At 64.1% G+C, this 23515-nt stretch carries 26 protein-coding genes; 18 read left to right on the top strand and 8 right to left on the bottom strand.

The annotated features are described in order from the left end of the window. Positions 1-54: 54 nt before the first annotated feature. The 4 genes from ACSR1C_RS03685 to ACSR1C_RS03700 all read right to left on the bottom strand — a co-directional run bounded on the left by ACSR1C_RS03685 (position 55) and on the right by ACSR1C_RS03700 (position 3804). On the bottom strand, positions 55-1416 hold the full coding sequence (locus ACSR1C_RS03685) for an ABC transporter substrate-binding protein (protein WP_460257991.1): 1362 nt from the start codon (positions 1414-1416) through the stop codon (positions 55-57). Between the two features lie 372 nt (positions 1417-1788). After that, entirely contained in the window at positions 1789-2835 is a 1047-nt protein-coding gene (locus ACSR1C_RS03690) for a YeeE/YedE family protein (RefSeq protein WP_460257992.1), read from the bottom strand. A gap of 44 nt (positions 2836-2879) precedes the next feature. Then, entirely contained in the window at positions 2880-3164 is a 285-nt protein-coding gene (locus tag ACSR1C_RS03695; RefSeq protein WP_460258560.1) for an ArsR/SmtB family transcription factor, read from the bottom strand. Between the two features lie 253 nt (positions 3165-3417). Further along, complete coding sequence (locus ACSR1C_RS03700; RefSeq protein ID WP_460257993.1) at positions 3418-3804, bottom strand: hypothetical protein; 387 nt, start codon at positions 3802-3804, stop codon at positions 3418-3420. 66 nt (positions 3805-3870) lie between these two features. Here ACSR1C_RS03700 and ACSR1C_RS03705 point away from each other — a divergent pair, with 66 nt between their 5' ends. The 14 genes from ACSR1C_RS03705 to ACSR1C_RS03770 all read left to right on the top strand — a co-directional run bounded on the left by ACSR1C_RS03705 (position 3871) and on the right by ACSR1C_RS03770 (position 16638). Beyond that, positions 3871-4608, top strand: a complete 738-nt coding sequence (locus ACSR1C_RS03705) for a cytochrome c biogenesis CcdA family protein (protein WP_460258561.1) — start codon at positions 3871-3873, stop codon at positions 4606-4608. A 20-nt stretch (positions 4609-4628) separates the two neighbouring features. Next, entirely contained in the window at positions 4629-5204 is a 576-nt protein-coding gene (locus tag ACSR1C_RS03710; RefSeq protein ID WP_460257994.1) for a thioredoxin family protein, read from the top strand. Positions 5205-5362: 158 nt separating this feature from the next. Continuing rightward, complete coding sequence (soxX, locus tag ACSR1C_RS03715) at positions 5363-5845, top strand: sulfur oxidation c-type cytochrome SoxX (protein ID WP_460257995.1); 483 nt, start codon at positions 5363-5365, stop codon at positions 5843-5845. Between the two features lie 37 nt (positions 5846-5882). Beyond that, entirely contained in the window at positions 5883-6299 is a 417-nt protein-coding gene (gene soxY, locus ACSR1C_RS03720; RefSeq protein WP_460257996.1) for a thiosulfate oxidation carrier protein SoxY, read from the top strand. Between the two features lie 18 nt (positions 6300-6317). Beyond that, entirely contained in the window at positions 6318-6647 is a 330-nt protein-coding gene (gene soxZ, locus ACSR1C_RS03725; protein WP_460257997.1) for a thiosulfate oxidation carrier complex protein SoxZ, read from the top strand. A gap of 33 nt (positions 6648-6680) precedes the next feature. Further along, positions 6681-7535 (top strand): sulfur oxidation c-type cytochrome SoxA, encoded by an 855-nt coding sequence (gene soxA / locus ACSR1C_RS03730; RefSeq protein WP_460257998.1) that lies wholly within the window; start codon positions 6681-6683, stop codon positions 7533-7535. Between the two features lie 131 nt (positions 7536-7666). Continuing rightward, complete coding sequence (soxB, locus tag ACSR1C_RS03735; protein ID WP_460257999.1) at positions 7667-9358, top strand: thiosulfohydrolase SoxB; 1692 nt, start codon at positions 7667-7669, stop codon at positions 9356-9358. Positions 9359-9426: 68 nt separating this feature from the next. After that, the gene (gene soxC, locus ACSR1C_RS03740) at positions 9427-10692 is read left to right on the top strand and encodes a sulfite dehydrogenase (RefSeq protein WP_460258000.1); all 1266 of its coding nucleotides are present in this window, start codon (positions 9427-9429) and stop codon (positions 10690-10692) included. Then, on the top strand, positions 10676-11728 hold the full coding sequence (locus ACSR1C_RS03745; protein WP_460258001.1) for a c-type cytochrome: 1053 nt from the start codon (positions 10676-10678) through the stop codon (positions 11726-11728). The genes soxC and ACSR1C_RS03745 overlap by 17 nt, the downstream gene beginning before the upstream one ends. A gap of 186 nt (positions 11729-11914) precedes the next feature. Continuing rightward, the gene (gene phnC, locus ACSR1C_RS03750) at positions 11915-12739 is read left to right on the top strand and encodes a phosphonate ABC transporter ATP-binding protein (RefSeq protein ID WP_460258002.1); all 825 of its coding nucleotides are present in this window, start codon (positions 11915-11917) and stop codon (positions 12737-12739) included. 54 nt (positions 12740-12793) lie between these two features. After that, positions 12794-13696, top strand: a complete 903-nt coding sequence (phnD, locus tag ACSR1C_RS03755) for a phosphonate ABC transporter substrate-binding protein (protein WP_460258003.1) — start codon at positions 12794-12796, stop codon at positions 13694-13696. A 65-nt stretch (positions 13697-13761) separates the two neighbouring features. Next, positions 13762-14634, top strand: coding sequence for a phosphonate ABC transporter, permease protein PhnE (phnE, locus tag ACSR1C_RS03760; RefSeq protein WP_460258004.1), 873 nt, complete (start codon positions 13762-13764; stop codon positions 14632-14634). Further along, positions 14631-15950 carry a phosphonate ABC transporter, permease protein PhnE gene (gene phnE / locus ACSR1C_RS03765; protein ID WP_460258005.1) on the top strand — a complete coding sequence of 440 codons (1320 nt, stop codon included), beginning with the start codon at positions 14631-14633 and terminating at the stop codon, positions 15948-15950. Before phnE (ACSR1C_RS03760) ends, phnE (ACSR1C_RS03765) begins: the two co-directional genes overlap by 4 nt. 70 nt (positions 15951-16020) lie before the next feature. Further along, a complete protein-coding gene (locus ACSR1C_RS03770) occupies positions 16021-16638 on the top strand; it encodes an LbetaH domain-containing protein (RefSeq protein WP_460258006.1) in 618 nt (205 codons plus the stop codon). A 210-nt stretch (positions 16639-16848) separates the two neighbouring features. Here the strand turns inward: ACSR1C_RS03770 and ACSR1C_RS03775 are convergent, their stop codons facing one another. From ACSR1C_RS03775 to phnF, 3 genes are all read right to left on the bottom strand, one after another. Then, entirely contained in the window at positions 16849-18075 is a 1227-nt protein-coding gene (locus ACSR1C_RS03775; RefSeq protein ID WP_460258007.1) for a glycerophosphodiester phosphodiesterase family protein, read from the bottom strand. Positions 18076-18167: 92 nt separating this feature from the next. Beyond that, the gene (locus tag ACSR1C_RS03780) at positions 18168-19349 is read right to left on the bottom strand and encodes an alpha-D-ribose 1-methylphosphonate 5-triphosphate diphosphatase (protein ID WP_460258008.1); all 1182 of its coding nucleotides are present in this window, start codon (positions 19347-19349) and stop codon (positions 18168-18170) included. A gap of 80 nt (positions 19350-19429) precedes the next feature. Further along, a complete protein-coding gene (gene phnF, locus ACSR1C_RS03785) occupies positions 19430-20140 on the bottom strand; it encodes a phosphonate metabolism transcriptional regulator PhnF (RefSeq protein ID WP_460258009.1) in 711 nt (236 codons plus the stop codon). Positions 20141-20246: 106 nt separating this feature from the next. Here phnF and phnG point away from each other — a divergent pair, with 106 nt between their 5' ends. From phnG to ACSR1C_RS03800, 3 genes are read left to right on the top strand one after another with little or no spacing between them, the layout of a single operon-like run. Continuing rightward, the gene (gene phnG / locus ACSR1C_RS03790) at positions 20247-20705 is read left to right on the top strand and encodes a phosphonate C-P lyase system protein PhnG (protein ID WP_460258010.1); all 459 of its coding nucleotides are present in this window, start codon (positions 20247-20249) and stop codon (positions 20703-20705) included. A 4-nt stretch (positions 20706-20709) separates the two neighbouring features. Next, positions 20710-21306, top strand: coding sequence for a phosphonate C-P lyase system protein PhnH (gene phnH / locus ACSR1C_RS03795; RefSeq protein ID WP_460258011.1), 597 nt, complete (start codon positions 20710-20712; stop codon positions 21304-21306). Continuing rightward, positions 21306-22397 carry a carbon-phosphorus lyase complex subunit gene (locus ACSR1C_RS03800; RefSeq protein WP_460258012.1) on the top strand — a complete coding sequence of 364 codons (1092 nt, stop codon included), beginning with the start codon at positions 21306-21308 and terminating at the stop codon, positions 22395-22397. The genes phnH and ACSR1C_RS03800 overlap by 1 nt, the downstream gene beginning before the upstream one ends. Positions 22398-22402: 5 nt before the next feature. On the opposite strand, the gene ACSR1C_RS03805 is transcribed toward ACSR1C_RS03800, so the two are convergent. Then, entirely contained in the window at positions 22403-22549 is a 147-nt protein-coding gene (locus tag ACSR1C_RS03805) for a hypothetical protein (RefSeq protein WP_460258013.1), read from the bottom strand. A 53-nt stretch (positions 22550-22602) separates the two neighbouring features. Here ACSR1C_RS03805 and ACSR1C_RS03810 point away from each other — a divergent pair, with 53 nt between their 5' ends. Beyond that, entirely contained in the window at positions 22603-23481 is an 879-nt protein-coding gene (locus ACSR1C_RS03810) for an alpha-D-ribose 1-methylphosphonate 5-phosphate C-P-lyase PhnJ (RefSeq protein WP_460258014.1), read from the top strand. Positions 23482-23515: the final 34 nt, after the last annotated feature.

Here is a 23515-nt window from a genome sequence, read left to right on the forward strand (position 1 = left end):
GGGCGGGGGCGGCAGGGCGCGGCCCCCGTCCGGTTTTCGTAAACGGGCGGTCCCTTAGTGGATTTTCGCCAGTTCTTCGTTCAGGGCGGCGACGGTCGCGGCGGCGTCGCGGCGTCCGTCGATATATTCGCGCACCAGCCGGTTGATGACCTGCGAGTTGATCATCTTCGACGCCAGCGAAAGCTGCCCGTCGGCCACACCCCAACGCTGGGCCACGTCCAGGCCGCCGACGATCTCGTCGATCATTTCAGGCGCATACAGCTCGGCCAGCGGGGCCTTGCGGTCCACGCCCACGTCCAGTTTGGACCAGGCCTCGGTGAACTTTTCGGGGTGGTCGTGCGTGCCCTTGCGCACCGGGAACTTGCCCTCGGGCGCGATCGACAGGGTCTGGGTATAGCCTTCGTCCATCGAGTATTCGACGAAATCCATTGCAGCCCCGGTGTCGGCGTCGGCGGTGATCCCGAAATAGCGGATATCGCCCCAGGCGGCGCCGGCGGGGTTCGACGGGCCGGCGAAGGTGGTCACGATCCCGGTTTTCGAGGCCAGCTCGGCCGAGGTCGGATCGCCGGTGATGGTCGGCGGGGCGCTGTCGCGCAGGCCGGCCAGTTCATCCAGAATGAAGGGCGACCAGATGATCATCGCCGCCTTGCCCGCGAAATAGACCTCGCGCGATTGCTTCCAGTACAGCTCGCCCGGCGGCGAGGCTTCGGAGATCGCCTTGTAGAAATCCAGCACCTCGGTGGTGGGGCCTTCTTCCAGCGGTTTGAACCCGTCGGGGCCGACCGGCGAGACGCCGTTGGCCAGGAACACATGCTCCAGCACCTGGCTCATGAAATTCTCGTCCACCTTGGTGGCCGAGACGAAGCCGTACATTTCGGGCGGGTTGTGCAGCTTTTCGATTGCGGCCAGCACATCGGCATAGGTGTTGGGCGCGGCCAGCCCGTTGGCGTCGAACAGGTCCTTGCGATAGACGATCATCTGGGTCCAGCCGTCGACGGGTACCGCGGCCACTTCGCCGTCGAACGCGGCCATCGCCAGCGCGCCGGGGGCGAATGTGTCGCGGCCCAGCTCTTCGACCACATCGGTGGCGGCGCCGGTGTCCAGAATACCGGCCTCGGCCCAGGGCAGGGCGTATTGCAGCGTATGATAGATCACGTCGGGCAGGTCGCCTGCGGCAAAGGCGGCGGTGGCGCGGGTGCCCAGATCGCTTTCGGTGACGGGGATCACATCGACCTTGATGCCGGTTTCAGCCTCGAACCGGGTGGCCATGTCCTGTTGCTTGGCCAGGCGTTCGGGCTGTTCTTCGGTGGTCCAGAAGCGGAGCGTGTCGGCCGAGGCGCCCAGGGCGCTGAGCCCAAGGGCAAGCGAGGCGCCCAGCAGCAGCCGGGCTTTGCCCTGTGGAAAGTGAAATGTCATCGTAACGTCCTCCAATCGTTGGTCTCGAATGTCGTGCCGTCCGCACCCTTCGGGCCGCGTCGGGCATATGAGCCGTGCCAAATGCGCGGCCTGTGTCCGGGCCGGGCGGATCTGGTGGAACCGATTGTACGATCCGCAGATATTTCCCCTGCCTGCGGGACATCGGTCTCCTCCTGCCGGAACTTTTGACCCGCAAGTCAAAAAACGCAAGGCCGCGTTGGCAAAAGACCGGATTGTTCGGCCCCATGCCGGGTTCCGGCGAAGTTTGCGCCAACCTATGGGGCGCGGGGCGGTTATGTATTTGACCTGAATCATCTTTTGCCGGGTTCGACTCCGGCTTACGTCACGGAATGCGGGGGCCGTCGGGGCGGGTCAGTCCGGCTGATGCCCCAGGATCAGGCGGCGCAGCCCGTAAAGCGCGCCCAGATAGATCGCGCCCAGCGTGACCGGGGCGGAGTAGGCCAAGGTGGCAAATCCGGTCACGCCCTGACCGATCGAGCAGCCCATGGCGATGATCCCGCCCACGCCCATCAGCGCCGCGCCCGAGATCTGGCGCCCCAGTTCGCGCGGGTCTTCGCAGGCTTCCCAGCGGAAATGCCCCTTGATCGCCGAGCCCAGCAGCGCACCGGCCAGCACGCCCGCCACCGACCCCACCGCAAAGCCCAGACCGCCCGAGGATGAGGTCATCAGCCACAGCAGGGTCCGCCCCAGCGGCGCGGTAAAGCTGTGGCCCTCGACCGGGATTTCGCCGAAACTGATGTCGTTCAGCGTGCTGGTGCCCCACAGCGCGAAGCTGACCGACAGCCCGGCGGCCACGCCCCAGCCGATCTGGCGCGGGGCATGGCGCAAAGGGGCGTGCGACAGTGCCCAGATCGCGACGGCCACGGCCACCAGCGTGGCAAAGGCCAGCGGCGGGATGCCAAGCTGGCCGTGGATCAGCCCGGCATAGCCTTGTGGCTGGGTGGCGGGGGATTGCGGAAAGGCAAGGATGCGCAGTTCGGCCAGCGGGCCGTTCAGGGTGACGAAGCCGAACACCGCCATCACCACCACGACCACCATCGCGCGCAGATCGCCGCCACCGAACCGGACCAGCGCGCCGAAGCCGCAATTGCCCGCCAGCGCCATGCCGTAGCCGAACACCGCGCCGCCGACGATGCTGGCCAGGGGGTTCCAGGCAATGGCGTGATAGATGGTCTGGCCCAGGTCGATCAGCCCGGCCCCGGCCAGCAGATGGGTGGAAAAGATCGCCGTGGCCAGCACGATGCCCCACAGCCGCAGACGGCGCTGATCGCCGCCATAGACCGCGCTTTCGATCGCGCCCAGCGTGCAGAAATCGCCCAGCCGGGCCGCCAGCCCCAGAACGGCGCCGGTGGCCAGACCAATCAGCGCGGCAATGGCGCCAATCGGAAGCATGTCCATGCTATCCTCCCTATGGGCCGTGCGCGGCCCTCTGTCCGTCGGTCTTATGCCGACCCGCAGAACATGTCGTAAACCAGTTCGATCATTCGCCGGGCGCGGTCGTCCGACAGCGAATAATAGATCGCCTTGCCTTCGCGCCGATGCGCGACCAGACCTTCAAGACGCAGCCGGGCAAGCTGTTGACTGACCGCAGCCTGACGCGACGACAGCAGCGTCTCCAGCTCGGTCACGGTCTTTTCGCCGGTGGACAGGTGGCACAGGATCATCAGCCGTCCTTCATGCGACAGCGCCTTCAGGAAACTTGACGCGGCCTCGGCCTGGCTGACCATATCGTCGGCAATGACCGGGGTGCAGTGGGCCTGCGCGGCGTCGTCGCCTGCGCGCATATCGAATGGGTGAACTGCTTGTGCCATTGTCTGTCGCATCCCTGGGCCGCCGCGCGGCCCGCTCTTGTGTTTCGTCACGTTCTTTGCGGGCATTTCAAAGAGCAATAGCATGGCCCAAATCAAAATGCGACTCGGTCGCAGGCGCAGTTCGCCGGGCGTTGCAAGAATGCAAGTGCGGCAAACCCAACCTTCCGCCTCAGCCTTCTGCGGCGGCGGCCTCCCATTCGGGTTGCTGCTGCAGCATCTTGCCCAGAAGCCCCCAGAAGAAATCCTCGCCCGGATAGCCTTCGAGCCGGCTCACCTCGACCCCGTCACGGACCAGAATGAAGGTGGGGGTGAAAACCGGCTTGCTGCGGATCGTCAGATCCGCGGGCAGCTTTGCACGCAGATCGACCTTGCGCAGCGGCGCAAGCCCGGCCTCGGGGGTCAGCGGATAGATCGGCCCGATCTCGCGGTCCCACATGATGCAATAGGCACAGCCCGCCTGCTCGAACATCAACAGTTGCAAATCGGCCCGCGCGGGGGGCGTCAGGGCGGTCAACGCGATCAGAAGGCCGGCAAGGCCGGTAAGAATTCGCTTCATTGTATCTTTCCCGAAAGATAGAAACATCGTAATTTGTTTCTGCAATCACGGCAAGGGAGGGCCATGGTGCTAGATATTTCCTTTGGCGGTGCGGCGTTAGCCGGGATTCTGTCGTTTCTGTCGCCCTGCATCCTGCCGATCGTTCCGTTCTATCTGTGCTACATGGCCGGGATTTCAATGTCCGAGTTGCGCAGCGATGACAGCATCGCGCCGGGCGCGCAGCGGCGCCTGGTGCTGTCGGCGGTGTTCTTTGCGCTGGGGGTCACGTCGATCTTCGTGACGCTGGGGATGGGGGCGACCGCACTGGGCCAGGCCTTTGCCCAGTGGAAACAGCCGCTGTCCTATGTCGCCGCGGCGATGCTGATCGTGTTCGGGCTGCATTTTCTGGGGATCGTGCGGATTCCGTTCCTGTACCGGGAGGCACGGATCGAAAGCAAGGCCGAGCCCACCACCATTCTGGGCGCTTATCTGATGGGGTTGGCTTTCGGTTTCGGCTGGACACCCTGTGTGGGCCCGGCGCTGGCGGCGATCCTGATGGTGGCCAGCGGCATGGGCGACATCTGGCGCGGCGGGTTGCTGCTGCTGGTCTATGGGTTGTCGATGACCGCGCCGTTCGTGATCGCGGCGCTGTTTGCCCGGCCGTTCCTGGGCTGGGTCCAGCGCAACCGCAAATATATGGGCTATGTGGAAAAGGCGATGGGGGTGATGCTGATCCTGTTCGGGGTTCTGATCGCCACCAACTCGATCTCCTACATCGCGCAATTCATGATCGAATATGTCCCGTGGTTCACATCCATCGGGTAAATGCAGGGAGGACTGACAGAATGAAACTGACCTCGTTTCTGATTGCCGGGATGCTGGCGCTGGCCGCCCCGGCCTTTGCCACCGCCCCGATGGGCGACGATGGGCTGCACAAGCCCGACTGGCTGCAGGACACGTTCAAGGACATGTCGGACGATCTGGACACCGCCACCGCCGAGGGTAAGCGCCTGCTGGTGATCTGGGAGCAGCGCGGCTGCATCTATTGCAAGAAGATGCACGAAGAGGTGTTCCCCGATCCCGGGATCGGGGCGATTCTGAGCGACGAGTATTTCGTCGTGCAGATGAACCTGTTCGGCGATGTCGAGGTGACCGATTTCGACGGCACCACGCTGCCGGAAAAGGAAATGGCGCGGCGCTGGGGCGTGATGTTCACGCCGACGATGATGTTCATGCCCGACGAAACGCCCGAGGAGGGGAACGCCGGCCGCGCCGCCGTGGTGACCATGCCCGGCGCCTTCGGCAAGTATACCACCAAGAGCCTGCTGAACTTCGTTCTGGAGAAAGGCTATGAGGGTGACGAGCATTTTCAGAAGTACCTCGCGCGCAAGATCGCCGAGGATCAGCCGCAAGGCGACTGAGTCTTGCACGAATCCCGCGCTGCCGTCAGTGTGATGCGACACTTCATCGTGAAGGAACGTGAAGGAGGTATGCAAAAAACAAGATTTGTTGTTGCATACCATTGGATGCCTCCGCTACGTTCTGGCGGACGGACAAAGACACTGGGAGGAGTCTTTTAATGAAACGCGCAATCCTGACTGCCGCATGTTTTGTGGCGGGAACCGGCCTCGCTTCGGCCGAAGTGGCACCGCAGAACGTCTCGTTCGACGATTATGGCGCAATCGCCGAGTCGCTGACCGGGACGCCCGGTGATGCCGCGTCCGGCCGCAAGATCGCGGGCACCAAGAGCCTTGGCAACTGCGTGTCGTGCCATGCGATTTCCGAAATGGTCGAGGACGTACCGTTCCACGGCGAGGTCGGCCCGGTACTGGACGGCGTCGCGGATCGCTGGACCGAGGCCGAGCTTCGCGGCATCGTCGCGAATGCCAAGATGACCTATGATGGCACCGTGATGCCGTCCTTCTACAAGACGACCGGTTATATCCGCCCCGGTGACGCATATACCGGCAAGGCAGCAAAATCCGATCCGATGCCGCCGCTTCTGTCGGCGCAGCAGATCGAGGATGTCGTCGCCTATCTGATGACGCTGAAAGAGGAGTGATCCCGCAGCGGATCTTCCCCCTATCAAGGAGAGAGCAATGGAACTGACAAGACGTGGGGCGATTGCGCTTGGGGCCGGTGTCGCGGCAACCATCGCGCTGCCCATCCGTGCCATGGCCAGTGTGGACGAGGCGATCGCCGCCTTCACCGGCGGGGCCGAAATGGCCGATACCGGCGTGACCCTGACCAGCCCCGAGATCGCCGAGAACGGCAACACCGTTCCGGTCAGCGTCGACGCGCCGGGTGCGGTATCGGTCATGCTGCTGGCCTCGGGGAACCCGACGCCTGGGGTGTGTACCTTCAACTTCGGTCCGCTGGCCGGCTCGCAAAGCGCCTCGACCCGTATCCGCCTGGCGGGCACGCAGGACGTGGTCGCCATCGCCAAAATGGCCGATGGCAGCTTCGCGACCGCCTCGAACACCGTGAAAGTCACCATCGGCGGCTGCGGCGGCTGATTTAAGGAGAACTGAAAAATGGCAACTGGTGTAAAACCCCGCGTCAAGGTCCCGAAAACGGCGGCGGCTGGTGAATCGATCACCATCAAGACGCTGATCAGCCACCCGATGGAATCGGGTCAGCGCAAGGACAAGGACGGAAACGTCATCCCGCGGTCGATCATCAACCGCTTCACCTGCGACTTCAACGGGCAGAACGTCATCGACGTGACGCTGGAGGCCGCGATCTCGACCAACCCGTATTTCGAGTTCGAGGCCCTGGTGCCCGAAGCCGGTGAATTCAAGTTCACCTGGTACGACGATGACGGCTCGGTCTACGAGGACGCCAAGCCGATCGCGATCGGCTGAGCGGCTGGTTTCATACATTCAGGGAGGAAACGCATGAAACTTTTTTCGCTCAAGGCCGTGACGTCCGCGGTTGCACTGCTTGCGCTTGGCGCAGGCGGTGTTGCGGCTGATGAAAACGCCCAGCTCGTCATTAACGGGGAAACCGAGCTTGTGACCCGTACGGCGGCGCCCGCGCATATGGAATATATCGACGAAATCCGCTCCGGCTGGACCTTCCGTTCCGACGAGACCCAGGCGCTGCAGATGGATGACTTCGATAACCCCGGCATGATCTTTGTCGATCAGGGGATCGACACCTGGAACGCGGTTGACGGGTCCGAGGGAAAGTCCTGTGCCTCCTGCCACGAAGGGCCGGAGAGCCTGGCAGGTCTGCGTGCGGTGATGCCGAAATATAACGAGGCGGCCGGCGAAGTCTGGACGATGGAAATGTACATCAACGACTGTCGCCAGAACCGCATGGGCGCCGAGAAATGGGGCTGGAATTCCGCCTCCATGGTCAACACGACCGCCCTGATCACGCTGCAGTCGCGCGGGATGCCGGTGGATGTGAAGATCGACGGCCCGGCGGCCGAGACCTGGGAAAAGGGTAAGGAAATCTACTATACCCGCTACGGTCAGCTCGAACTGTCCTGTGCGAATTGTCATGAGGACAACTATGACAATCTGATCCGGGCGGACCATCTGAGCCAGGGCCAGATCAACGGCTTTCCGGCCTATCGCCTGAAGAACGCCAAGCTGAACTCGATCCACAACCGGTTCAAGGGCTGCATCCGCGACACCCGCGCCGAGACCTTCAAGGAAGGCTCGCCCGAGTTCATCGCGCTGGAGCTTTACGTCGCCTCGCGCGGCAACGGCCTGTCGGTCGAAGGCCCTTCGGTGCGTAACTAAGCACACTTCCCCGCGCGGACCTGTTTCGCGCGGGGCATTCGTTAGTTCCTTTACCAAGCTTCTCGCCACCGGCACGCGCGCCTTGCGTTTGCCGGACGGCAGTTTGCAACCTGAACGGAGAGACGACGAACATGATTTCGCGGCGAGATTTCTTGCAGGCCACCGTGGCCGCTTCGGCGATCTATGGGGCTTCGGGCGTGGGCAACTGGTCGAAACTGGCCGCCCAGCAGGTGCTGACCCAGGATGATCTTCTGGGGTTTGACACCTATGGCAACATCACCCTGATCCATGTCACCGACATCCATGGCCAGCTGAAACCGGTCTATTTCCGCGAGCCCGAGATCAATCTCGGGGTGGGGGCCGTGAACGGGCTGCCGCCGCATGTGACCGGCGCCGATTTCCTGAAGATGTTCAACATGACCCCCGGCACGCCCGAGGCGTATGCGCTGACCTATCCCGATTTCGCGGCCCTGGCCAAAAGCTATGGCCGGATGGGCGGGCTGGACCGGGTGGCGACGATCCTGAACGCGATCCGCGCCGACCGGCCCGACGCGCTGTTGCTGGATGGCGGCGATACCTGGCACGGCTCCTATACCTGCCTGAAGACCGACGCGCAGGACATGGTCAATGTCATGAACGCGCTGAAGCCCGACGCGATGACCAGCCATTGGGAATTCACCCTGGGCGTGGACCGGGTGAACGAGATTGTCGAGGGGCTGGATTTCGCCTTTCTGGGGGCCAACATCTTCGACAATGAATGGGACGAACCGGCCTACGAGCCCTACAAGATGTTCGAACGCGGCGGCGCCAAGGTCGCGGTGATCGGCCAGGCCTTCCCCTATCTGCCGATCGCCAACCCGAAATACATGTTCCCCGGCCTCAGCTTCGGCGTGCGCGAAGAGCGCATGAACGAGGTAGTGCAGGAAGTGCGCGACGCCGGCGCCGATCTGGTGGTGGTGCTGTCGCACAACGGCTTCGACGTCGATCGCAAGATGGCCGCCCAGGTGCCCGGCATCGACGTGATCCTGACCGGCCACACCCATGACGCGCTGCCCGAGCCGGTGATGGTCGGCGGTACGATGCTGATCGCGTCGGGCTCGAACGGCAAGTTCGTGACCCGACTGGATCTGGATGTGCAGAACGGTCAGCTCATGGGCTTCCGTCACAAGCTGATCCCGGTATTTTCCGACGTGATCGCCCCCGACAAACAGGTCGCCGCCCTGATCGACGAACAGCGCGCGCCCTACGAGGCCGAGATGTCCGAGGTTCTGGGCCACACCGACAGCCTGCTGTACCGGCGCGGCAATTTCAACGGCACCTGGGACGATCTGATCTGCAACGCGCTGATTGATGAGCGTGAGGCCGATATCGCCCTGTCGCCCGGTTTCCGCTGGGGGCCGAGCCTGCTGCCCGGCGATGCGATCACCCGCGAGGATCTGTTCAACGCCACCTCCATGTCCTATCCGGCGGCCTATCGGTCGGAGATGACCGGCGAAACGATCCACGTGATCCTGGAGGACGTGGCCGACAACCTGTTCAACCCCGACCCCTATTACCAGCAGGGCGGGGACATGGTGCGCGTCGGCGGCATGGGCTATCACATCGACGTCAGCAAGCCGCAGGGCAGCCGCATCACCGACATGACGCTGCTGAAAACCGGCGAGGCGATCGACCCGGCCAAGAGCTATGTCGTGTCCGGCTGGGCCAGCGTGAACGAGGGCACCGAAGGCCCGGCGATCTGGGATGTGGTGGAAAGCTACGTCAAGCGCATGGGCACGGTCAGTATCGATCCGAACAAATCGGTCAAGGTGACCGGGGCGTGACCGATCATCGCATTCATACATCGAACAAACCGAATATAACCCACGCATCTTCAGAGGAGGTTGCAGATATGACGGACAAGTCAGACCCCACGACCACCCGGCGCGGCTTTTTGAAAGCCGGGCTTGCCGCGGGTGGTGCCGTGGCCGCCGGTGGTGCGGCCCATGCGGCGGGCGATCCGCTGATCACCGAGATCCAGCCCTGGGCGCAGGGCCTGGGCGACGGCGTCGACGCCACGCCCTATGGCCTGCCGATCAAGTATGAGGGCGACGTGGTGCGCCGCAACGTGGAATGGCTGACCGCTGACACGATCAGCTCGATCAACTTCACGCCGATTCATGCGCTGGACGGCACGATCACCCCCCAGGGCTGCGCCTTCGAACGCCACCATTCGGGCGCGATCGAGCTGCGCAAGGAAGATTACCGGCTGATGATCAACGGGCTGGTCGATACGCCGCTGGTGTTCACCTATGCCGATCTGGAACGGTTTCCGCGCGTCACGCGGACCTATTTCCTGGAATGCGCGGCGAACACCGGCATGGAATGGGCGGGTGCGCAGTTGAACGGGTCGCAGTTCACGCATGGCATGATCCACAACATGGAATATACCGGCGTCACCCTGCGCACTCTGCTGGAAGAGGCGGGCGTGAAGCCCGAGGGCAAGTGGGTCTATGTCGAAGGGGCGGATGCCTCGTCGAACGGCCGTTCGATCCCGCTGGAAAAGGCGCTGGACGACTGCCTTGTCGCCTTCAAGGCCAATGGCGAGGCGCTGCGCATGGAGCATGGCTATCCGGTGCGCCTGTGCGTGCCCGGCTGGGAAGGCAACATGTGGGTCAAATGGCTGCGCCGCATCGAAGTGGGCGACAAGCCCTGGGAAAGCCGCGAAGAGACCAGCAAATACACCGACACGCTGGAGGATGGCACCAGCCGCAAATGGACCTGGGTGATGGATGCCAAATCCGTCGTCACCAGCCCCAGCCCGCAGATGCCGATCACCCATGGCAAGGGGCCGCTGGTCATCACCGGCCTGGCCTGGTCGGGCCGCGGCGCGATCACCCGCGTCGATGTGTCGGTCGATGGCGGCAAGAACTGGAAAGAGGCGCGGCTGGCCGCGCCGGGCCAGGACATGGCGCTGACCCGGTTCTATCTGGATCATGACTGGGACGGCTCGGAAATGTTCCTGCAAAGCCGAGCGATCGACAGCACCGGCTATGTGCAGCCCACGAAGACCCAGCTGCGCGAGGTCCGCGGGCTGAACTCGGTCTATCACAACAATTGCATTCAGACTTGGTGGGTCAAGCCGAGCGGGGAGGCAGAGAATGTCGAAGTATCGTAATCTTTTGATCGGCACGGCGCTGGCCGCATCGCTGACCGCAGGCGCCGCGCTGGCCGAGCCGCTTGGCCTTGGCCGTCCGGCGCTGCCCGAAGAGGTGGCCGCCTGGGACAAGGACGTGCGCCCCGACGGGTTGGGCCTGCCCGAAGGTTCCGGTTCGGTCGAGGATGGCGAGATGATCTTTGCCGACAAGTGTGCCGTCTGCCACGGCGATTTTGCCGAAGGTGTGGGTAACTGGCCGAAGCTGGCCGGCGGGAAGGATACGCTGGATCGCGAAGATCCGCTGAAGACGGTCGGTTCCTACTGGCCGTATCTGTCCACCACCTGGGACTATGTCCACCGCTCGATGCCCTTTGGCGACGCTCAGACCCTGAGCGCGGACGAGGTCTATGCGATCGTGGCCTACATCCTGTATTCCAACGATCTGGTAGAGGACGACTTCGTTCTGTCGAAGGCGAATTTCCTGGATGTGGAAATGCCCAACGCGGACGGCTTCATCGTCGATGACCGCGAAGCGACCGAACTGCCGCTGTTCAGCGCCGCGCCCTGCATGGAGAACTGCAAGGACACGGTCGAGATCACGATGGAAGCCACGGTTCTGGACGTGACCCCGGAAGAGACCACCGCCAAGGCGGCTGTCGCGGTCGAGGAGGCCGCCGCCGCTGAAACCCCCGACGTGGTGGAAGACGCCCCGGCTGCGGTTGAAACCGCCGCGCTCGACCCTGAAATGGTCGCTGCGGGGGAAAAGGTGTTCAAGAAGTGCAAGGCCTGCCACCAGGTGGGTGAGAGTGCCAAGAACAGGACCGGCCCGGTTCTGAACGGTGTCTATCACCGCGCGGCGGGGGCCGTTGAGGGTTTCAAATACTCCAAGACAATGGCCGAGGCCGGCGAAGAGGGGCTCGTCTGGGATGACGAGGCGCTGAGCGGCTATCTGGAGAATCCGAAGAAATATCTTCCCAAGAACAAGATGTCCTTTGCGGGACTGAAGAAGGAAGAGGATCGCACGGCCGTGATTACCTATCTGCGGTCATTCGAGTAACGCAAGCGCCACCACTCACACGGTACTGGCGGGCGGTCCGGATTGGGCCGCCCGCTTTTTCATGTCCGCCCTGAAGTGGCGGGTATTTCGCATTTCCCGCAGGGCGTCACAAAACCTTCAGAAAACTGAAACATTCACTTCGCACCCCACCTGTATCCGGCCCGAGGACAGTCAATTGGGGATGACATGCTGCTCAGCGTCGAAAACGTCACGAAGGCTTTCGGGCGGAACATCGCGGTGGACAATGCAAGCTTCACCGTCGAGCAATCGGCGATGATCGGCATTATCGGTCGGTCCGGTGCAGGCAAATCCACCTTTCTGCGGATGATGAACCGCCTGACCGATGCCAGCACCGGCGCGATCAATTTCGAAGGCCGCAACATCCTGTCGTTGCAGGGCGGGGCCAAGCGGGCCTGGCAATCCGAATGCGCGATGATCTTTCAGCAGTTCAACCTGGTGCCGCGCATGGATGTGGTCAGCAATGTGCTGCATGGCACGCTGAACCGCCGCTCGACCCTGGCCACCATGTTCAACCTGTTCCCGCAATCCGACATTCACCGTGCCATCGACATTCTGGACCGTCTGGGCATAGCCGAGCAGGCCTCCAAACGGGCCGAGGCGCTGTCGGGCGGCCAGCAGCAGCGGGTGGCGATCGCCCGCGCGCTGATGCAGGATCCCAAGATCATCCTGGCCGACGAACCCATCGCCAGCCTGGACCCGATGAATGCCCAGGTGGTGATGGACGCGCTGCGCCGCATTCACGAAGAAGACGGCCGCATGGTCATCGCCAACCTTCACACGCTTGATACGGCGCGGCGCTATTGTGACCGCGTGATCGGGATGCGCGACGGGCGGATCGTGTTCGACGGCACCCCCGATCAGCTGACCACCGGCGCGGCCCGCGACATTTACGGCGCCGATGCCTCGTTCTCCGAGGCGGCGACCTCCACCTCCATCGACGCGCTGGACGAAAACACGCGCGCGATGATGGAGGCCCGCGAAACGATCTGAGTTTTCATCGGCGCCGCACCCTTGCGGAGCACATTCAACCTGGAGAGAGACAAGATGAAAAGACTGCTCGCTGCCCTTGTGGCCACCACGACCCTGGCCGCACCGGCCATGGCTGAAGACATCACGGAATTCCGCATCGGCATCCTCGGCGGCGAGAACGCCCAGGACCGTCTGAACAGCCATGAATGCCTGAAAAACTATACCGAGGAAACGCTGGGCGTTCCGGTCAAGCTGTTCGCACCGGCCGACTATAACGGCGTGATCCAGGGCCTGCTGGGCGGTACCATCGACATGGCCTGGCTGGGCGCGTCCGGTTATGCCAAGACCTTCCTCGAAGATCCCGAGGCGGTCGAGCCGGTTCTGGTCAAGATCAACCTCGACGGCTCCTACGGCTATCACTCGATCGGGTTCGCCCGCAAGGACAGCGGCATCACCTCGCTGGCCGACATGAAGGGCAAGAGCTTCGGCTTTGGCGATCCCAACTCCACCTCGGGCTATCTGATCCCCTCGATCGAGATCCCGATGGAAACCGGCGCCTCCATGGAGACGGGTGACTATTTCGGCGAAGTCAAATTCACCGGCGGTCACGAGCAGACCATCGTTGCCGTGAACAACGGCGACGTGAATGCCGGTGTGACCTGGGCCGACGGCCAGGGCAACTGGGAAGACGGCTTCAACTCGGGCGCGCTGCGCAAGGCGGTCGACGCCGGCCTGATCGACATGAACGACCTGGTCGAAATCTGGCGCTCCAAGCCGATCCCGGAAGGCCCGATCGTGCTGCGCACGGCGCTGCCTGCCGACGTAAAGACCAAGATGACCGCCCTGATCGACGGCATGTATGACACTGACAAGGACTGCACCTACAGCATCTCCGCCGGTGAATCGCTGGGCTTCGACCCGATCACCCACGACGCCTATCTGTCGATCATCGAAGCTCGCAAGGCGAAATCCAACTAAGCGTGTAACGCTGCGAACGGGTCCCGGATGCCGGGGCCCGTTCTTTCTGTTTGAAAGCACCCCGCATGACAGATCTGACAGCTTCCGGCGACGCGCGGGTACCCGACATCCGCGCCCATTACATAGAACTGACGCGCCGCAAACGCCTGTATGGCGGGTTGACGGTGACGGTCTTCATGCTGCTGCTGATTTCGGGCTTCGTGCTGGCCGATCATCGCAACGCCGGCGGCTTTTGGGACGGGTTCCACAATATTCTGGATTTTCCCAGAATGGTTGTATCCGAGGCGTGGCAGAAGAAAGAGCTTCTGCCGGCCCATCTGGTGCATTTCTTCCCGTCGCTGATCGAAACGATCAACATCGCCGCCGTGTCCACCCTTGTGGGCGGCGCGTTCGGTCAGGTGCTGTCGCTGTTGTCGACGCGCGGGCTGGCGCGGTATCCGCGGCTGATCCCGGTGTTCCGCCGGGCCATGGACATCATGCGCGCCATACCCGAGATCGTGATCGCGCTGGTGTTGATCTTCGTGCTGGGCGGCGGCCCGGTGCCGGCGATGATGGCGATCGCCTTTCACACCTCCGGCGCGCTGGGCAAGCTGTTTTCCGAGGTTAACGAAAACGCGTCGCTCAAGCCGGTCGAGGGGCTGCAATCGGTCGGCGCCAGCTGGGCGCAACAGATGTGGCTGGGCGTGATCCCGCAGGTCGCGCCGAACTACCTCAGCTACACCCTGCTACGGTTCGAGATCAATATCCGTGCCTCGGCGATCCTGGGCTTCGTCGGCGCGGGTGGCATCGGCTATGACCTGAAAAACGCGATGAGCTGGGGCCAGGGCAAGTTCGACGAGGCCGCGGCGATCTTCATCCTGCTGTTCGCCTCGATCGTCTTTTTCGATCAGCTGTCCAGCTATTACCGCAACCGACTGACCCGCGGAGGCCGCGCATGAGCACCGAGGCGCTGAAACTGCAGGCCGACACACTGTTCGTGCGCAAGCGCCTGATGGCCTTCGGGCTGCCGGCGGTGGTGCTGGCCTATCTGATTTACATTTTCTTTGCCTTCGATCTGATCGGGCTGGCACGGGATGCGCGGATGGACAATGCCCGCACCCTGGTCGCCGACAGCTATAGCTACAAGACCCATGTGACCCGCGACAACCGCACCGGCGATGTCAGCGTCGCGATCGAGGGCGAGCGTAAGGGCACCTATCCCCCCGGCACCTTCCCGGCCTGGGTTCATGCGCAGGGCGGCGCCACGGTGGTCGACCTCGGGCACGGCCATGTTGTCACCTATCTGGCCGATGGGGGAATGCGCTATGACGTGCCCGGTTTTGGCGAGATCACGGCGCATCCCAGCGGTCGGGGCGTAGAGACCAACCTCGACCCCGACACCGTGCCGGGCTGGATCAACCTGTCGAAAAACCGGCTGGCGATCACCAGCGAGGCCGGGCGCGTCTCCGTCACCCGCAACCGGACCGAGGTGTTCCGCTATTTCGCGGGGTGGGAGATGTTCTTTTTCACCCTCGACAGTCCCTATCACGGTCGCGGCCCGGGCCAGATCCTGTTCGGCCCGCAGCTCGATCCTGACCGGACCAACCTAGCCGGCGCGTGGCAGGATTTCTGGGCCAACGCCATGTGGCGCCACCGCGAGGTGGCCTGGGCGATGTTCGAAACCATTCTGATGGCCTTTCTGGGCACCATGGGTGCGGCGCTGATCGCGCTGCCGCTGGCCTTCCTGGCGGCCAAGAACTTCACGCCGATCCTGACGCTGCGCTTCGGCGTGCGCCGGGTATTCGACTTCGTGCGCGGGGTGGACGGGCTGATCTGGACCATCATCCTGTCCCGCGCCTTCGGTCCCGGCCCGATGACCGGCGCGCTGGCGATCCTGCTGACCGATACCGGCAGCTTCGGCAAGATGTTCTCGGAAGCGCTGGAAAACGTGGATGACAAGCAGATCGAGGGCGTGCAATCGACCGGCGCGCGCCCGATGCAGCGCTACCGCTTCGGGGTGATCCCGCAGATCACGCCGGTGCTGCTCAGCCAGGTTCTGTATTATCTGGAATCCAACACCCGTAGCGCCACCATCATCGGCGCGATCACCGGCGGCGGTATCGGTTTGCTGCTGACCCAGGCGATCAACACCCAGAAGGACTGGGAAGAGGTCAGCTATTACATCGTGCTGATCGTGCTGATGGTGATGCTGATGGACTGGCTGTCGGGCCTGCTGCGCCGCCGCCTGATCCAGGGCGACGAGGGCGGGCATTGATCCTTGTTTCTTTTTCGTGAAAATATCCCCGCCGGAGGCATGAAATCCTGTGGCGCAACGAAAGCCGGCCATGCCCCGTCTGAGCGAAGACCAACCCTTTGTGCACTCCGACTGCGCGATCACCGACAGCCGCTTTGGCCGCTATGTCGAGATCGGGCAGGGCTCGCGCGTCGCCTATTCCGAATTCGGTGATTATTCCTATTGCGACCGCTATGCCGACATCGCCAACACGACGATCGGCAAATTCGCCAATATTGCCAGCTTCACCCGGATCGGTCCGACCGATCACCCGATGCACCGCGCCGCGCTGCATCATTTCCTGTACCGCTCGGCCGATTATTGGGACGATGCGGAAAACGACCCGGACTTCTTCGCCCATCGCCGTTCGCGCCGCGCTGCGATCGGTCATGATACCTGGATCGGGCACGGTGCCATCATCCGCCCCGAGGTGACGGTGGGCCATGGCGCCGTGGTGGCCGCGGGGGCGGTGGTGACACGCGATGTGGCGCCCTACATGATCGTGGCCGGGGTGCCGGCCACACCGCTGCGCGAACGCTTCGCCGCGCCGATCGCCGACCGGATCATTGCACTGGCCTGGTGGGACTGGCCGCACGCTGCGCTGCGCGCGGCGCTAAGCGATTTCCGGGTGCTGGAGATCGAGGCGTTCTTGGAAAAATACGGCGGCTGACGCGCGAAAAGGGGGCGGCCCTGCGGCCACCCCCGAGAGTGATGAAAATTCTGATCTAAATTCGATTTGCCGCACAGGTCCCGGCATCATGATGAACGGTGTCTGAATGCCGCGGCGGTGTAAAATTTCCGTGACGCCCGTGCGAAGGTTTGAAAACGCAAAAGGGGCGGCTTGCGGGCCGCCCCTTCGTCGTTCCGGCTGCGCCCGTGCCTAGTTCAGGCCCATGCAGCTTGCGTAATAGCTGACGGTCGCGGGCCAGTCGCTGAACACGCCTTCGACGCCCACGTCCTGCGCCAGCACGTCGAGGATTTCGAAATAGTCGGCGTCATTGTCGATGGTGTCGGCCACCGACTGGAAATACCAGCCACCGCCGGTCGCCAGCGGGCCCGAGCGTTCCAGCGTCCAGGTGATGATCTTCAGCCCGGCGGCCTTGGCCTGTTCGGTATAGGCCGACGGCACCATCTTGCCGTCTTCCAGCGTCACCAGCATCCACATCGGCGGTGCGATGTACTGAACGCCCATGTCGGCCAGTTCCTGCATCGTCGGCTGGAAGGTTTCGGGTTTCATCGGGTCGAGCAGGCCGCCATCGCCTTCCACGGCTTCATAGCGGTCGTCCAGATAGACCGCCTGCGCGCCGAACTCGGGCTCGTGCTCGATCCAGTACAGGATGTCCTGCAGATTGAAGCTTTGCGCCCAGACATCCGAGGCGGGGACGCCGGCGGCCTTGTAGTCGTCGATCATCTTCTGGGCGTAATCGGCCTGGGTGAAACCGTCATAGGGCATCTCGACCGAGGCGCTTTTCAGTTCGGGCGTGAACTTGACGCCCAGCTCCTTGAACAGCGCGATCGACCCGGCATGGGTCATCAGCGTGCCGTTGGTGGCGTACAGGTCGGTGCGCCAGGGGGCAGTCGCGTTCATGTAATCCTCGGCGGTGGTCGCGGCCTTGTTGCCCGCGTCCATCTTGCCGCTGAGGCTCTGGAATTCGGCCAGGGTCAGGTCCGAGGTGCGGCATTCGACCTTGGCGCTGTCCTCGCCCATGGCGGGGGCGAAGGGCGTGGTGCATTTCGCGGCCAGATCGGTGGCCAGGATGTTGGTGGTGGTGTGCAGGTCGTTCTGGGCGTGGCGGCAGACCAGTTCCTTGTCGGCGGTGAAGGTCACGTCGCATTCGACGATTCCCGCGCCCATGCGCGCGGCGGCGCGATAGCTTTCTTCGGTATGCTCGGGGAACATCAGCGCCGCGCCGCGGTGACCGATGGAAAACAGGGTGCGCTTGGCCGGGGTGTCGGCACAGGCGGCCAGCTTGTCCTTCAGCGCGCCGTCTTCCATACGGTCGATCAGGTAATAGGGGCGGGGGCCCAGTTCAACGGCGTCGGCCAGCGCGGCAGAGGCACCGCAGGCGGCGATCAGGGCGATCAGGCTGCAGGTCTTGGTCAGCATCGGGGGTCCTCGGGTGGTTGGAAATTTCCCGGAAACCTATGCGATGTATCGTGACACCGGCTTAAACGCTGTGTGACGGCTGTTTGAAGCTTTTATTCGGCGGCCATGTCCAGCGCGCCGATCCGCCCGGCAAACCGGTGCGCGGCCTCGCCCGCCAGATAGCTCAGCCGGCCGCCGGAAATCGTCATCTCGACCCGCCGGGTGTCTTCGTTGATAACGCAGATATCGGCGCGCTTGCCGAAATCCAGCCGTCCGCGATCCGGCAGGCGCAGGATTTCGGCGGGCTTTTCGGAAATCATCGCCCAGGCGGCGGGCAGGGGCAGCACGCCCTCGTCGACCAGCCGCCAGGCCGCAGCCGCCAGCGCGGGGTAATAATAATCCGAGACCAGCGCATCGCACAGACCCTGCGCCACCATGTCCAGCGCCGCGACATTGCCCGCCTGCGATCCGCCGCGCACCACGTTGGGCGCGCCCATCAGCACCGGATCGCCCATCGCCTTGGCGGCGGCGGCGGCGCGGCGCGAGGTCGGGAATTCCGCGATCCGCGCCCCGATCATCGAGAAATGCTCGCGGGTTTCGCCGTCGGGGTCGTCATGGCTGCCATAGACCACGCCCAGCCGGTCGAACGCCTCGGCCAGGCGGCACAGGTGGCGGGGCACGTCCTTGTTGCGGGCCAGCGCGCCCTCGACCAGGGCCATGTGCTGCTCGGGCGTGCGCCCGGCCTGACGCGCCCAGTGAAAGATCACCTCGGGCTGTTCGCGGGCATATTCGGCGGCTTCCTCCAGGTGATTGTTGAACACGACATAGTCGATCCCGTGCCGCTCGACCGCGGCCAGAAGGCGCGGGCCGCTGTCCACCAGATGGGTTTCACAGCGGATCTGAAGTCGCAGATCGGTCAGCGCCTGGCGGCGATAGCTGTCCAGCGCGGCCATGACCGCCTCGGCGTGATCGGGGCCGCGATGGCCGCCTTCCCAGGACCAGCATTGCGCCAGCCAGGCGGTGGTCACGCCGTTAGAGGCCGCGTCGCGGTCGGTGCCGGCCAGGCCCAGGCCCAGCTCGAACGGGGCGCTGGGGCGCGGCGCCACATGGCGCTCGAACGCATCGCCATGCAGGTCGATGATACCGGGCAGGATCAGATAGCCCGACAGATCCACCTCGGGCAGGGGGCCCTTGGTGATGCGCCCGTTGGCGATCGCCAGCGACCGGCGCTGCAATTCGCCGTCGCGTAAGATGGTTGCACCGGTCAGGCGCAAGGGGTGAAGAAGGTGAGGCATCTGTCTGCTCGCCACTCGCGTTTTACTTGTGGATAACCCGACTCTGTATCGCGGGTATGACAATAGGCTAAGGGTTTTAGCTATTCCGGCGTCACCGTCAGGCTGATCCGGTCGCCGGCGAACCAGGTATGGCCGTATTCAACGGGCATATTGTCGGAATCGACGTTGATGCTGACGGTGCGCAGGATCGGCGCGCCCTCGGTGATGCGCAGGTGCAGCGCCTGGGTGGGATTGGCCAGCTTCGCCGTCAGCCGGGTCGAGGCGCGGGTGTAGTCGTCCAGGCCCCCCCTTGCCAGCGCCGCGGTGACCGACCGCGTCTCGCCCAGGGCGGCCAGCAAATCGGGAAACCGCGCGGCGGGAAAGATGCTGCGGAACAGTGCGATCGGCGTGTCATCGGCCAGCGAGATACCCTCATAAACCTGCACCATGTCTTCGGGCGTCAGGTGCAGCGCCGCGGCCTCGCGCATATCGGCCAGCCGGGTCTCCAGCCGCAGAATGCGCTTGTCGGGGGTCTGGCCGGCGGCCTGAAGGTTCTGGTGAAACCGCACCCGCCGCCCGATCGGATAGTCGGTCGGCTTGGCGGCCACATAGACCCCGGCGCCGCGCCGCGCGTGGACCATGCCGCGCGCCGCCATGTCGGCCAGCGCCCGGCGCACCGTGTGCCGGTTGACGCCAAAGCGCTGCGACAGCTCGGCCTCGGTCGGCAGCTTGTCGCCGGGGCGATAGTGCCCCTCGCCGATTTCGGCGCTCAGGGCCGCGGCGATGGATTTCCAGATCGGGGTGCGACCCATGACTGTTACCTAAAGTTCACATCTATGCGCTTGCGCGACTCGGGCGGGCCGCGTATCCATTTGTCTAGTTGTATAGTAACGCAGACAAATCGGCAAGCTGTCTAACATGACAAAGATCGACACGAGACAAGACTGGATGAGCCTGCTGGCCCAGACCCCGGCACCGGCACTGGCGCGCCACTGGGCCGCGCTGGGGGCCGAACTGGGCCCCGAGCCCGCCTTTCGCTGGTTGCGCGCGCCCGAGGTGGGCGGCGTGATGGTGCGCGGCCGTGCGGGCGGTACCGGCGCGCCCTTCAATCTGGGCGAAATGACGGTTACCCGCTGCGCCGTGACGTTGGAACAGGGTGGCGCGGTCGGCCATGCCTATGTGCAGGGGCGCGACCGTGAAAAGGCGCGTCAGGCGGCACTGCTGGATGCGATGATGCAGACCGGCGCGGCCGACACGGTGCGCGCCAGGGTGCTGGTGCCGCTGGCGGCCGAGCGCGAACAGGCCGCCGCCGCCCGCGCCGCCAAGGCCGCCGCCACCAAGGTGGATTTCTTCACGATGGTCCGGGGGGAGGATTGAGCGCATGGACATGCAGGCCCTGACAGGCGGATTTGCCGACGCGCCGGTGCAGGCGGCGCAGGCGTTTCGCGCCGCGCTGAACGCCATGGCCCGGCCTGGCCGGATCCAGACGCTGCGCGGCGCCACGCCGCCCGCGCCGCTGTCGGTTGCGGCGGGCACGCTGCTGCTGACGCTGGCCGATGCGGAAACGCCGGTCTATCTGGCGCCCTCGCATGATCTGCCCGAGCTGCGCGACTGGCTGGCCTTTCACACCGGCGCGCCGATCGTCGGACCGGCCGAGGCCGTGTTCGCCGTCGGCGGCTGGTCGGCGCTGCACCCGCTGCGGGCCTATCGGATCGGCACGGCGGAATATCCCGACCGTTCGGCCACGCTGATCGTCGAAGTGGCGCTGCTGAGCAAGGCGGGCGCGACCTTGACCGGGCCGGGGATCGAGACGACCGAGACCCTGCGCCTGCCCAATATCACTGCCTTGCAGGCCAATGCGGCGCTGTATCCGCTGGGGCTGGATTTCTATTTCACCGCGGGCGACCAGCTTGCCGGGTTGCCGCGCACCACGCAGGTGGCCGCGCCCACGGGCGACAGCGACATGGGGGTTGTCTGATGTATGTAGCTGTCAAAGGCGGCGAGCGCGCCATCGACAACGCCCATGCATGGCTGGCCGAGGAACGCCGCGGTGACAGATCGGTGGCGGAACTGTCGGTCGATCAGATCCGCGAGCAACTGGCGCTGGCGGTGAACCGGGTGATGGCCGAGGGGTCGCTTTACGACCCCGATCTGGCGGCGCTGGCGATCAAACAGGCGCGCGGCGACATGATCGAGGCGATCTTTCTGATCCGCGCCTATCGCACCACGCTGCCGCGCATCGGCCATTCCAACCCGGTCGAGACCGGCGCGATGGCCTGCGACCGCCGCATCTCGGCCACGTTCAAGGACGCGCCGGGCGGGCAGGTGCTGGGCCCGACCTTCGATTACACCCACCGGCTTCTGGATTTCAAACTGGCGGCCGAGGGTGCGCCGCCCGCCGCCGCCGAGGCCGCGCCGCTGGCCGGGCCGGTGCCGCATGTCACCGGGATGCTGAACCGCGACGGGCTGATCCAGACCGAACCCCATGCCGACGACACCCCGCCCGATTTGACCCGCGCGCCACTGGAATTTCCCGCCAACCGCGCGCTGCGGCTGCAGGCGCTGACGCGCGGCGATGAAGGTTTCGTGCTGTCGATGGCCTATTCGACCCAGCGCGGCTATGGCAAGAACCACCCCTTCGTGGGCGAGTTGCGCGTGGGCCGGGTTCCGGTCGAGATGGAGATCCCCGAACTGGGCTTTGCGGTCGAGATCGGCGAGGTCACGCTGACCGAATGCGAAACCGTCAACCAGTTCGTCGGATCAAAAACCGAACCGGCCCAGTTCACCCGCGGCTATGGGCTGACCTTCGGTCATACCGAGCGCAAGGCGATTTCGATGGCGGTTGTGGACCGGGCGCTGCGCTGGAAAGAACTGGGCGAGGACAGCGCCGGCGTCCCCGCGCAGGACGAGGAATTCGTGATCAGCCATTCCGACAATATTCAGGCGACCGGGTTTCTGGAGCATATCAAGCTGCCCCATTACGTCGATTTCCAGTCGGAACTGGAACTGGTGCGCAAGCTGCGCGCCGAGGCGGCTGCGGTCGCCCGGACGCGGGAGGCCGCGGAATGAGCGGATCAATTGTCGCCGGTATCCACCAGCCAGCCGCCGGGGCCGGCCACCGCGTCGGGCAGCAGGTGGATCATCATCTCGCCAACCGCGCAGCAGCAGATCGCGCTCAGGATGATCTGATCGCAGGTTATCGTCGCCATCCAGTTGAGCATATGTACACCCCGTTTGCGTTTTCGTTAATCTCGCTGAAAAAGAAGGCGAAAAAATGACCGAAGCCGGCCAATATAATTTTGCCTATCTGGACGAGCAGACCAAGCGGATGATCCGCCGCGCGCTGCTCAAGGCGCTGGCGATCCCGGGCTATCAGGTGCCGTTTGCCAGCCGTGAAATGCCGATGCCCTATGGCTGGGGCACCGGCGGTGTGCAGGTCAGCGCCGCCTGCCTGACGCCCGAGGATACCTTCAAGGTGATCGACCAGGGCGCCGACGATACCACCAACGCGGTGTCGATCCGCAAGTTCTTTGAACGCACCGCCGACGTCGCCACGACCGAGCACACCGCCGAGGCCACGGTGATCCAGACCCGCCACCGCATCCCCGAGCAGACCCTGACCGAGGATCAGATTCTGGTCTATCAGGTGCCGATCCCGGAACCCCTGCGCTTTCTCGAACCGCGCGAGACCGAGACCCGGAAGATGCACGCGCTGGAGGAATACGGCCTGATGCATGTGAAGCTCTATGAGGATATCGCGCGCCATGGCAGTATCGCCACATCCTATGCCTATCCGGTCAAGGTCGAGGGGCGCTATGTGATGGATCCGTCGCCGATCCCGAAATTCGACAACCCGAAGATGGAAATGGCTGCGATCCAACTGTTCGGCGCGGGCCGCGAGCAGCGCATTTATGCGGTGCCGCCCTATTGCAAGGTGGTCAGCCTTGATTTCGAGGATCACCCGTTCGACCCCTCCAAGGCGGATCATCCCTGCGGGTTGTGCGGGGCCGGGGATACCTATCTGGACGAGGTGATCCTGGATGACGCGGGCGGGCGGATGTTCGTATGTTCCGACACCGACTATTGCGCCGACCGCCGTGCGGCGGGTCACCTGGGCGAGATGGGCGTGCCTTTCGGGGAGGGTACGGCATGAGCGGGACCGGAAAAATCTTCACGAAGATTTTTCA

It is taken from the genome of Actibacterium sp. D185-2 (genome assembly GCF_054954595.1).

Coding starts and splice junctions, on each gene's coding strand:
- phnF (WP_460258009.1), bottom strand. CDS start 20,140: ATGGGTCGCACCCCGATCTGGAAATCCATCGCCGCGGCCCTGAGCGCC.
- ACSR1C_RS03690 (WP_460257992.1), bottom strand. CDS start 2,835: ATGGACATGCTTCCGATTGGCGCCATTGCCGCGCTGATTGGTCTGGCC.
- phnE (WP_460258005.1), top strand. CDS start 14,631: ATGAGCACCGAGGCGCTGAAACTGCAGGCCGACACACTGTTCGTGCGC.
- phnE (WP_460258004.1), top strand. CDS start 13,762: ATGACAGATCTGACAGCTTCCGGCGACGCGCGGGTACCCGACATCCGC.
- ACSR1C_RS03810 (WP_460258014.1), top strand. CDS start 22,603: ATGACCGAAGCCGGCCAATATAATTTTGCCTATCTGGACGAGCAGACC.
- ACSR1C_RS03745 (WP_460258001.1), top strand. CDS start 10,676: ATGTCGAAGTATCGTAATCTTTTGATCGGCACGGCGCTGGCCGCATCG.
- ACSR1C_RS03695 (WP_460258560.1), bottom strand. CDS start 3,164: ATGGTCAGCCAGGCCGAGGCCGCGTCAAGTTTCCTGAAGGCGCTGTCG.
- soxX (WP_460257995.1), top strand. CDS start 5,363: ATGAAACGCGCAATCCTGACTGCCGCATGTTTTGTGGCGGGAACCGGC.
- phnH (WP_460258011.1), top strand. CDS start 20,710: ATGGACATGCAGGCCCTGACAGGCGGATTTGCCGACGCGCCGGTGCAG.
- ACSR1C_RS03710 (WP_460257994.1), top strand. CDS start 4,629: ATGAAACTGACCTCGTTTCTGATTGCCGGGATGCTGGCGCTGGCCGCC.
- ACSR1C_RS03780 (WP_460258008.1), bottom strand. CDS start 19,349: ATGCCTCACCTTCTTCACCCCTTGCGCCTGACCGGTGCAACCATCTTA.
- phnG (WP_460258010.1), top strand. CDS start 20,247: ATGACAAAGATCGACACGAGACAAGACTGGATGAGCCTGCTGGCCCAG.
- soxZ (WP_460257997.1), top strand. CDS start 6,318: ATGGCAACTGGTGTAAAACCCCGCGTCAAGGTCCCGAAAACGGCGGCG.
- ACSR1C_RS03800 (WP_460258012.1), top strand. CDS start 21,306: ATGTATGTAGCTGTCAAAGGCGGCGAGCGCGCCATCGACAACGCCCAT.
- ACSR1C_RS03770 (WP_460258006.1), top strand. CDS start 16,021: ATGCCCCGTCTGAGCGAAGACCAACCCTTTGTGCACTCCGACTGCGCG.
- phnC (WP_460258002.1), top strand. CDS start 11,915: ATGCTGCTCAGCGTCGAAAACGTCACGAAGGCTTTCGGGCGGAACATC.
- phnD (WP_460258003.1), top strand. CDS start 12,794: ATGAAAAGACTGCTCGCTGCCCTTGTGGCCACCACGACCCTGGCCGCA.
- ACSR1C_RS03775 (WP_460258007.1), bottom strand. CDS start 18,075: ATGCTGACCAAGACCTGCAGCCTGATCGCCCTGATCGCCGCCTGCGGT.
- soxC (WP_460258000.1), top strand. CDS start 9,427: ATGACGGACAAGTCAGACCCCACGACCACCCGGCGCGGCTTTTTGAAA.
- soxY (WP_460257996.1), top strand. CDS start 5,883: ATGGAACTGACAAGACGTGGGGCGATTGCGCTTGGGGCCGGTGTCGCG.
- soxA (WP_460257998.1), top strand. CDS start 6,681: ATGAAACTTTTTTCGCTCAAGGCCGTGACGTCCGCGGTTGCACTGCTT.
- ACSR1C_RS03700 (WP_460257993.1), bottom strand. CDS start 3,804: ATGAAGCGAATTCTTACCGGCCTTGCCGGCCTTCTGATCGCGTTGACC.
- soxB (WP_460257999.1), top strand. CDS start 7,667: ATGATTTCGCGGCGAGATTTCTTGCAGGCCACCGTGGCCGCTTCGGCG.
- ACSR1C_RS03805 (WP_460258013.1), bottom strand. CDS start 22,549: ATGCTCAACTGGATGGCGACGATAACCTGCGATCAGATCATCCTGAGC.
- ACSR1C_RS03685 (WP_460257991.1), bottom strand. CDS start 1,416: ATGACATTTCACTTTCCACAGGGCAAAGCCCGGCTGCTGCTGGGCGCC.